Origin of the sequence: Amycolatopsis sp. NPDC057786 (genome assembly GCF_042797905.1) — a bacterium.
GTDB lineage: Bacteria > Actinomycetota > Actinomycetes > Mycobacteriales > Pseudonocardiaceae > Amycolatopsis.
In genome coordinates, this window is record NZ_JBHVKW010000018.1 from 94162 (window position 1) to 103313 (window position 9152).

Sequence of the window (9152 nt, forward strand, 5' to 3'; positions counted from 1 at the left end):
GGAGCCCGGCTGAATGTGGACACAGATCGCCTTCTGGGTGTGCGCCGTCGGGGCCGTGGCCACCGGCGTGGCCGTGTTCCGGGTGGATTCGATGGCGCGGGCGACGTTCGCTCTGCTGGCGTCTTTCATCTTCGCCGCGGGAACGGTCTTCCTGCTGAATCTCGCCTACCTCGGCGTCCTGGTCATCCTGATGATGATCATGGAGATGGTCGTCATGGTCGTCTTCATGATCATGTACATGATGAACCCCGCCGGACTGATGCCGATGACCATGGTGCACAACCAGAAAGGGTCGCTGGCCATCGCCGGAGGCGTGTTCGTGGCGCTCGCCGTGGGGATCTCGCTGGTCCGCTGGCCGTCGTCGGACGCGGCGCGCCCGGCCGACCCGACGCGCGCGCTGGGTGAGGCGCTGATGGGTTCGAAGATGCTGGTGATGATGGTGGTCGGGCTGTGCCTGTTCGCCACGATGGTCGCCACGGTCATCCTGGCCACGAACCGCGGCCGCTACGACCGTTACGGCGACCGGCTCGACGCGAAGCATCCTGACGACCCGGTGCGAGGGGGCTTGAACCGGTGACCCTGCAAGTGTTTCTCTATCTGGCGGCGGCGCTGTTCAGTGTCGGCCTGTACGGCGCGCTGTCCCAGCAGTCGATCGTCATGATCATGATGGGCCTTGAACTGATGGCCAACGCGGTGATCGTGGCCGGCGCGGCGTTCTGGTACTTCGTCTCGCCGATGCGGCCCGACGGGCAGGTCGTCGTGCTCGTCGCGGTCACGCTGATGGCGCTCGACATGGCGGTCGGCTTCGCCGTGACGACCGCGATCTTCCGACGCCGGGACGTCGACATGACCGACTCCGCCGCGGATCTCAAGGGCTGAGCCGATGGTCCTGTGGCTGCTCGTAGCGCTTCCCCTGGTCGTCGGCGGTGTTTTCCTCGTCATCGGTCACCCGGCCGACCGGCTCGCGCCTGCCCTCGGCGTCGGATCGGCGGCCCTGACAGCGGCGCTGGCGGTGGTTGCGGCGATCACCCGGCCGGAGGCCTCGGCGCCGCTACTGGCCGGGTTGCGTGTCGGCTTGGCCGTGGACGGACTATCGGCGGTCATGGTGCTCACGGTGGCCGTGATCCTGGTGGCGGTGCTCGTGTTCGCGTCCGCCGAGTTCGGCGCCGGCGAGTCCCGAGCCCGCTTCCATGGGCTGATGCTGGTCTTCGCGGGAGCGATGCTCGTCACCGTCTGCGCACGGGATCTCGTCGTGCTGCTGATGGCGTGGGAGGTCATGGGCGCGTGCTCGTACGCCTTGATCGGATTCTGGTGGCGCGAGACCCACCGCGTCGACTCGGGAACGATCGCGTTGCTGACCACCCGATCGGCCGACCTCGGGCTGTATCTGGCGGCGGGTGCCGCGCTGGCAGGCGGGGTCGGAGGTCTCACGCTCGCGGGACTGCCTGAAGCGGCGGCCGGGTGGCGCGACGTCGTCGCGGCCGGGATCGTGCTGGCCGCGATCGGGAAGTCCGCCCAGCTTCCGTTCAGTTTCTGGCTTTCCCGGGCGATGGACGGTCCGAGCCCCGTCTCGGCTCTGCTGCACTCTGCGACCATGGTCGCCGCCGGGGCTTACTTGCTCGTGCGGGTGGAGCCGCTGCTGGCCTCGACGGTCTGGGCAGCCGACGTCGTCGCGTGGATCGGCGTCAGCACTGCGGTCGTGCTCGGTGCCGTGGCGCTGGTGCAGCGGAACCTCAAGCAGGTGCTCGCCGCGTCGACCTGTTCCCAGATCGGGTTCATGGTGCTCGCGGCAGGCACCGGCGGACCGGCGGCGGGGACCGGTCAGCTTGTGGCGCACGCCGCGACCAAGTGCCTGCTCTTCCTCGGCGCGGGGGCATGGTTGCTGGCGCTGGACACGAAGGATCTCGACCGGCTTCGCGGCGCGGCACGGCGGTTTCCCCTGCTGGGCGCGGTGTTCACCATCGGCGCGTTGAGCCTGGCCGGGATACCGCCGCTATCCATCTGGGTCACCAAGGACGCGGTTCTCGCCTCGGCACTCGCCGACTCCCCCGCCCTGTACGTCGCTGGTTTGGCTGCCGCACTGCTGAGCGGTGCCTACGTCGGCCGGGTCCTGGCGCTGCTGTGGCTACCCACCGAGGCGAGCTCCGCAACGCGGTTGCGTCCGCTGCTGCTCGCGCCGTTGCCGGTACTCGCGGCGGCGGCCGCTCTGCTCGGCATCGGCGGACTGCCCGGTCCCGCCGCCTGGTTCGCCGAGCTCTTGGGCGGTCCGCCTATGGAACTGCCCAACGCCGTGGAGCTGCTGGTATCGGGTGCGGTCGCGGTGGTCGGCGTGGTCGCGGCAGGTATCTGGACACGGTCGCGGCCCGCGCTGTCGGTGTCCCGAAACCGAGTGCTCGCCGACTGGCTGCGTCTGGAACGGCTCACGGAGATCGTGGTCGCGAGGCCGACGATGCAGCTGGCCGGTGCCTTGGCGCGGTTCGACGATCACGTCGTCGACGGCGGCGTCCGGATGGCCGCGGCGACAGGCACGGCGCTCGGGCGGCTGGCGAACGTCCGTGTCGAGTGGTCGATCGAAGGCGCGGTCCGCGGTGTGGCGCGGACCGCGCGCACACTGGGCCGGCTCGCCCCCAAGACCCAGACCGGACAGCTGCACCAGTACTACGCCCAGGCCGCGGTCGCACTGGGTGTCCTCGCTGTGCTGTTGATGATCCTGTGAAGAACGTGAGGTAGAGCGTGCTCAGCGTCGTGGTGTTCCTGCCGCTGGCGGCGGCGGTGGTCCTGTTCGCGGTGCCACGCGCCTCCGCCCGGTTCGTCCGCTTGTGGTGGGTCGGCGTCTCCGCGGTGGAGTTCGTGGTGATCGTGGCCCTCTGGGTGGCGGCACCGGTTTCCGACGGCTACGTCTACGAGGTCAACCTGCGCTGGATCCCCAGCGTCAGCTCCGGATATCACATCGGGGTCGACGGGTTGAGCCTTCCGCTCATCGCCCTCACCGGCGGCCTCTTCCTCGCCTGCGCGATCTACTCGCTGCGGCAGGACAAGCGGGTGCGTTCCTTCGCCGCGCTGTTCCTGTTCCTCGAGACGGTGAGCCTCGGCCTGTTCGTCGCGCTCGACCTGATCCTCTTCTTCGTCTACTTCGACCTGTCCATTGTGGCCATGTACTTCGTGATCGCGGGCTGGGGACATCGAGATGCCGCGCGCGCCGCGGTGAAGTTCTTCCTGTACACCTTCGTCGGCTCGCTGGCACTCCTGGTCGGCTTCATCGCGCTCTACCTCGCCGCGTCGCCGCACACCTTTGACATCGTCGAGCTGACCAGGCAGAACCCGGTCGCGGGCAGCGGGTGGGCCGCCGGCCTGATCCTGCTGGCGCTCGGGATCGGGTTCGCCATCAAGACCCCGACGGTGCCGTTCCACACCTGGCTTCCTCCCGCGCACACCGAAGCGCCCGCCGCGGGCTCGGCGATCCTGGCCGGGGTGCTGCTGAAGATGGGCACCTACGGCTTCGTGCGGATCGCCATGCCGATCCTTCCCGAGGCCTGGCGCCGCTACGCGCTCGTCTTCGTCATCGTCGGCGTGGTCAGCGTCGTCTACGGCGCGCTGGTCGCCTTGGCGCAGAGGGATTTCAAGCGGATGATCGCCTACACGTCGGTCAACCACATGGGATACATCGTCCTCGCGGTCGGCGCGGCGGGTTTGGTGGCGGACTCGGCCGCCGAGGCCCGGCAGCTGGCGGTGACCGGAGCCGTGACGCAGATGGTCAGCCACGGCCTGATCACCGGAGCGCTGTTCCTGCTCGCCGGCGTGCTGTACGAGCGCGGCGACACCTACGACATGGACCGCTACGGCGGGCTCGCGCGGACGGCTCCCCGGTTCGCCGGGCTGACCGCCGTCGCCGCTTTCGCGTCGCTGGGATTGCCCGGGTTCTCCGGGTTCATCGCCGAATTCCAGATCTTCACCGGCTCGCTCGGCGCCGCACCGGTGGCCACGATCGTGGCGTTCCTCGGGATCCTGATCACCGCCGCGCTGTTCCTGCGCGCGTTCCAGAAGATGTTCCTCGGGCCGCCACAAGCGGCTCCGGTAGCCGACCTGACCGTCCCGGAGGCTGTGTCGATCACGCCACTACTGGTGCTGACGGTCGTCATCGGAATCTTCCCCCGGTTCCTGCTCGACGCGATCGAACCCGTGTCCCGATCCGTCCTGAACCTCCTGGCCCGGTGAGCGCGCCGTGGAGATGATGGACGAAGACCCGTTGGCACTGCTGCCCGAGATCATCCTGGCGGTGACCGCCGTGATCGCGCTGCTGCTCGGGTCGTACCTTCCACGCGAGCGCCAATGGCCTGTCCGGCTGCTCACCGTCCTTGCCTGCACCGGTGGTCTGATCGCCACGGTCCTGGCGTGGGCAGGTCCGGACCGGACGGTGTTCGGTGGCACGTACGCCATCGACGTCGCCACCAACGCCGGGCGCGCGATCGTCCTCATCGCCGAGGTGCTGACCTTGGGCGTGAGCGCGCGCGAGTTCCGGTCATCGCCACGGGAGAGCGAGCTGTACGTGCTCGTGCTGCTGGCCGCGCTCGGAACGGTCCTCATGACCGGCGCCAACGATCTCCTGCTGCTGGTGGCCGCGTTCCTGCTGGCCAGCATCCCGCTGTACGCGATGGCCGGATTCGCCAAGGACGATACGGGCACCGAAAGCGCACTCAAGTTCTACCTCCTCGGCGCGCTGCTCGGCATCACGATGCTGGCAGGCGCCACCATCCTGTTCGGCGTCGGCGGCGCGACCGCATACCCGGAGATCGCCAAGCCGCTGGGGACGGCACCCGGCGTCGCGGTGGCCGTGGGCTTCGTCGGGGTGTTCGCCGGACTGCTGTTCAAGATGGGCGCGGTCCCGGCGCATTTCTGGGTTCCGGACGTCACCGAGGGCACCCGGCCTCCCGTGGCGGCGTTCCTCACCACGGTCCCCAAGATCGGCGGCGTCATCGCCGCCTACCGGCTCGCCGCCTCCGGTATGTCCGAGACCGCCGTCGGCTGGCCGCTGCTGATCGCGATCGTCGCCGCGGCGACGATGACGCTGGGCAATCTCGCCGCGTTCTTCCAGCGGAACGTCCGGCGGCTGCTCGCGTACTCGACGATCAGCCAGGTCGGTTACCTGCTGATGGCCGTCGTCGTCGCGACACGCAGTTCCCTGGCACTACCTGGCCTGCTGTTCTACGTCGGGGCCTACACGGTGACGAACCTCGGTGCGTTCGCCGTGGTGTGCGCCCTGCCGAGGGCACCGTTGATCGACGACTACCGGGGGCTGGTGCGGCGCAAGCCATGGCTGGCGGTCAGCCTGGCGGTCTGTCTCCTAGGGCTGGTCGGCACGCCGCCGACGGCGGTCTTCGTCGGGAAACTGACCGTCTTCACCGCCGCGTTCGACGGCGGATTCGCCTGGCTGGTCGTCGTCGCGGCGGTCAACACGGTGGCGAGCGTCTTCTACTACCTCCGCTGGATCGCTCCGGCGATGCGGTCCACAGGGGACAGTGCGGCACCTGCCGTCGACCGGTGGGCCGCGAACACCGCCTACGTCGCAACGATCACGTCCGTGGCCCTTGGCCCGCTGGCCGGTGTCGTTCTGGGAGCACTGCACGGCGAACTGGCCCTGTTCTGACCGGCGAACGTGCCTCCAGCGACAAGGTCAACTAGGTTCGATAGTAGCCTAGGTCACGTTCCGGACGATGCGGCTCCGGAATACGTGACGCTGCGAGAAGACCGGGGGAAGCTGTGGTTCCGTCAGGGGAAAACGCTGGAGAAACCACCACTCAGCTCGAGGTCGAGCCCCCAGCGGGTACCGACCGGAATATGCGCCCGTGGTGGCGGCACACTGCCACGATCGTCGCGGCCGGAGTCCTCGGCGGACTGGCCGTGCTCTACGGCCTCGACGTCGCGTTGACGGCGGGCGAGGTCCCCCGTGGGACGTCAGTGGGTGGCGTTTCGATCGGCGGGCTCACACCAGCCGTTGCGGAGCAGACGCTCCGGGAGGCGCTCACGCCACGACTGTCCAAGCCCGTCCAGATCGTGGTGGACGGCCGCGAGACCGCGTTCGTCCCGAACTCCGCGAGCGTCACCGTGGACTTCACGGCCTCGGTCGCCCAGGCGGGAACACCGTCCGCCAACCCCTGGACACATCTCACGTCCTTGTTCTCCGGCGAGAGCTTCCCCGTCGTCGCGCAAGGCGATGAGCAGGCCCTGACCGCGACGATCGACAAGCTGCGCACCGGCATCGACCGCGCCCTCGTGGAGGGGAACGTCCGCTTCGACGGGCTGGCTCCCGTTCCAGTGCTCCCGCAAGAAGGCCGACGGCTGGACCCGGCGGTGGCACGGCATGCGTTACTGAGCGGTTGGGCCTCCGCGGACCGGCTCGAGCTTCCGGTCGAGACGGTCCGGCCGAAGGCCACCGCGGAGAGCGTGCAGATGGCGGTCGAGCAGGTGGCGATCCCGGCGGTGTCCGGACCGGCGACCGTACGGGGCGATGGCCGAGAGTCCACAGTGTCCGCGTCACATATTGCGGAGGCGCTGACGTTCACCCCGTCCGACGACGGGAAGCTGGTGCCCAGCCTCGATAAGGCGAACCTCGGCGAGCTCGCCGAGCAGCTCGCCCCGACCGAAAAGCCCGGCCAAGACGCACGGATGACCTTCGAGGGTGACAAGCCCCAGGTCGTTCCCGCCAGCGAAGGGCGCGTGGTCGACTGGGACAAGACACTGCCCGCCCTCGTCAAGGCCATCTCCAAAGACGGGAACCGGGTCGCCGTCGCCGAGTACCGAAACACCCAAGCACAAGTCACCACCGACGAGATCGCCAAGCTCGGCATCAACGAGGTCATCGGGGAGTTCACGACCCGCGGCTTCGCCAGGGACTCCGGGGTCAACATCCGCGTGGTCGCCGAGAAGGTCAACGGCGCGATCGTCGAACCCGGGTCCACGTTCAGCCTCAACGACTTTACGGGCCCGCGTGGCCGCGCCCAGGGCTACGTCGAGGCGGGCGTGATCGAGGAGGGCGTACCCGCGCGCGCCGTCGGCGGAGGCATCTCGCAGTTCGCCACGACTCTCTACAACGCCTCGTATTTCGCCGGGATGACCGACGCCGGCCACAAAGAGCACAGCTTCCACATCAGCCGCTATCCGGCGGCTCGGGAGGCGACCGTCTTCCAGAATCCGGACGGCAGCAGTGTCATCGACCTGAAGTTCAAGAACGACGCACCGACCGGCGTGGCGATCCAGACGGTCTGGACGAACTCGTCGATCACCGTACGACTCTGGGGTACGAAGCATGTCACCGTGGAATCGATCCCCGGCCCCAAGCACGGCTACACCAGCCCACCGACCGTCACCAAGTCGGCCGGCTCATGCCGACCGGCGAAGGGTAAGTCCGGGTTCACGACCTCGGACACGCGGGTGATCCGCGACCTGAACGGTGCCGAGATCTCCCGCACGACCCACAATGTCCGCTACGAACCTGAGCCCGCCATCGTCTGCTCCGGCTCCGACTGACGCCAAGGCAGACCTGATCGCTCACCTCCTTCCGAGCATCTACTACTCTAACTAGTAGTTACTCGGACGGAGGCCCCATGGTCGTCAAACCCGCTCCCATCGCGCTGCGACCCGGATCGGAACGCACTGCGTCACCGAAGGGCTCCGTTCTCCTTCGCCTGCTGCGCACGACCGACCACAAGCAGCTCGGCATCTTGTACCTGGTCACATCGTTCGCCTTCTTCATGATCGGCGGCGCGCTCGCGATGCTGATGCGCAGCGAACTGGCCCGACCGGGGATGCAGTTTCTGTCCAATGAGCAGTACAACCAGCTGTTCACCATGCACGGCACGATCATGCTGCTGCTGTACGCGACGCCGAGCATCTTCGGCTTCGCGAACTTCATCCTGCCGCTGCAGATCGGCGCCCCGGACATGGCGTTCCCCCGCCTGAACTCGTTCTCGTACTGGCTGTACCTGTTCGGCAGCCTGCTCGTGATGTCCGGCTTCCTCACCCCAGGCGGCGCGGCCGACTTCGGCTGGTTCGCCTACACGCCGCTGTCCAATGCCATCTACTCGCCCGGCGTCGGCGCCGATCTCTGGATCACCGGTCTCCTGATCTCCGGCTTGGGCACCATCCTCGGCGCGGTCAACATGATCACCACGGTGGTCTGCCTTCGTTGCCCGGGGATGACGATGTACCGGATGCCGATCTTCACCTGGAACATCCTGGTCACCAGCATCCTGATCCTGATCGCGTTCCCGATCCTGACCGCGGCACTGTTCGGCCTGCTGGCCGACCGCCGACTCGGAGCCCACGTCTACGACCCGGCGAACGGCGGCGTGATCCTCTGGCAGCACCTGTTCTGGTTCTTCGGCCATCCAGAGGTCTATATCGTCGCCCTACCGTTCTTCGGGATCGTGTCGGAGATCCTTCCGGTCTTCAGCCGCAAACCCGTGTTCGGCTACAAAGGACTCATCTGGGCCACCATCGGCATCGCCGCCACGTCCGTTGCCGTGTGGGCTCATCACATGTACGCGACCGGCTCGGTACTGCTGCCGTTCTTCTCGTTCATGACCTTCCTCGTGGCGGTCCCGACCGGGGTGAAGTTCTTCAACTGGATCGGCACGATGTGGAAAGGGCAGCTGACTTTCGAGACGCCGATGCTCTTCAGCGTGGGATTCATGGTCACGTTCCTCTTCGGTGGGCTCACCGGCGTGATGCTCGCGGCCCCCGCGATCGACTTTCAGGTCTCCGACAGTTACTTCGTCGTCGCGCACTTCCACTACGTGCTCTACGGCACGATCGTGTTCGCCACGTTCGCCGGGATCTACTTCTGGTTCCCGAAGATCACCGGCCGCATGATGGACGAGAAGCTCGGCAAGTGGCACTTCTGGACCACGTTCATCGGCTTCCACGCCACGTTCCTGGTGCAGCACTGGCTGGGTGCCGAAGGCATGCCGCGCCGGTACGCGGACTACCTGCAGTCGGACGGGTTCACCACGCTGAACACGATCTCGACGATCGGCGCGTACATCCTCGGTGCTTCGACGCTGCCGTTCATCTGGAACGTCTTCAAGAGCTACCGGTACGGCGAGATCGTCACGGTGGACGACCCGTGGGGCTACGGCAACTCGCTCGAATGGGCG

General features: G+C 67.5%; 7 protein-coding genes. All 7 read left to right on the plus strand.

Going from position 1 to position 9152, the window contains the following annotated elements; all coding sequences use genetic code 11:
• Positions 1 to 13 precede the first annotated feature (13 nt).
• Positions 14 to 577 (plus strand): NADH-quinone oxidoreductase subunit J, encoded by a 564-nt coding sequence (locus ACFVM3_RS13690; protein ID WP_378438511.1) that lies wholly within the window; start codon positions 14 to 16, stop codon positions 575 to 577.
• Positions 574 to 879 carry an NADH-quinone oxidoreductase subunit NuoK gene (gene nuoK, locus ACFVM3_RS13695; RefSeq protein ID WP_378438513.1) on the plus strand — a complete coding sequence of 102 codons (306 nt, stop codon included), beginning with the start codon at positions 574 to 576 and terminating at the stop codon, positions 877 to 879. Before ACFVM3_RS13690 ends, nuoK begins: the two co-directional genes overlap by 4 nt.
• A gap of 4 nt (positions 880 to 883) precedes the next feature.
• Positions 884 to 2716: an NADH-quinone oxidoreductase subunit L gene (locus ACFVM3_RS13700; protein WP_378438515.1), complete on the plus strand. Its 1833-nt coding sequence runs from the start codon at positions 884 to 886 to the stop codon at positions 2714 to 2716.
• A 17-nt stretch (positions 2717 to 2733) separates the two neighbouring features.
• A complete protein-coding gene (locus tag ACFVM3_RS13705; protein ID WP_378438517.1) occupies positions 2734 to 4215 on the plus strand; it encodes a NuoM family protein in 1482 nt (493 codons plus the stop codon).
• A 13-nt stretch (positions 4216 to 4228) separates the two neighbouring features.
• Positions 4229 to 5644, plus strand: a complete 1416-nt coding sequence (locus tag ACFVM3_RS13710; protein WP_378438528.1) for an NADH-quinone oxidoreductase subunit N — start codon at positions 4229 to 4231, stop codon at positions 5642 to 5644.
• Positions 5645 to 5835: 191 nt separating this feature from the next.
• The gene (locus tag ACFVM3_RS13715; RefSeq protein WP_378438518.1) at positions 5836 to 7524 is read left to right on the plus strand and encodes a VanW family protein; all 1689 of its coding nucleotides are present in this window, start codon (positions 5836 to 5838) and stop codon (positions 7522 to 7524) included.
• A gap of 77 nt (positions 7525 to 7601) precedes the next feature.
• On the plus strand, positions 7602 to 9152 hold a 1551-nt coding region (gene ctaD / locus ACFVM3_RS13720; RefSeq protein ID WP_378438520.1), incomplete at its 3' end, for a cytochrome c oxidase subunit I.

Coding starts and splice junctions, on each gene's coding strand:
- ACFVM3_RS13700 (WP_378438515.1), top strand. CDS start 884: ATGGTCCTGTGGCTGCTCGTAGCGCTTCCCCTGGTCGTCGGCGGTGTT.
- ACFVM3_RS13715 (WP_378438518.1), top strand. CDS start 5,836: ATGCGCCCGTGGTGGCGGCACACTGCCACGATCGTCGCGGCCGGAGTC.
- ACFVM3_RS13690 (WP_378438511.1), top strand. CDS start 14: ATGTGGACACAGATCGCCTTCTGGGTGTGCGCCGTCGGGGCCGTGGCC.
- ACFVM3_RS13710 (WP_378438528.1), top strand. CDS start 4,229: ATGATGGACGAAGACCCGTTGGCACTGCTGCCCGAGATCATCCTGGCG.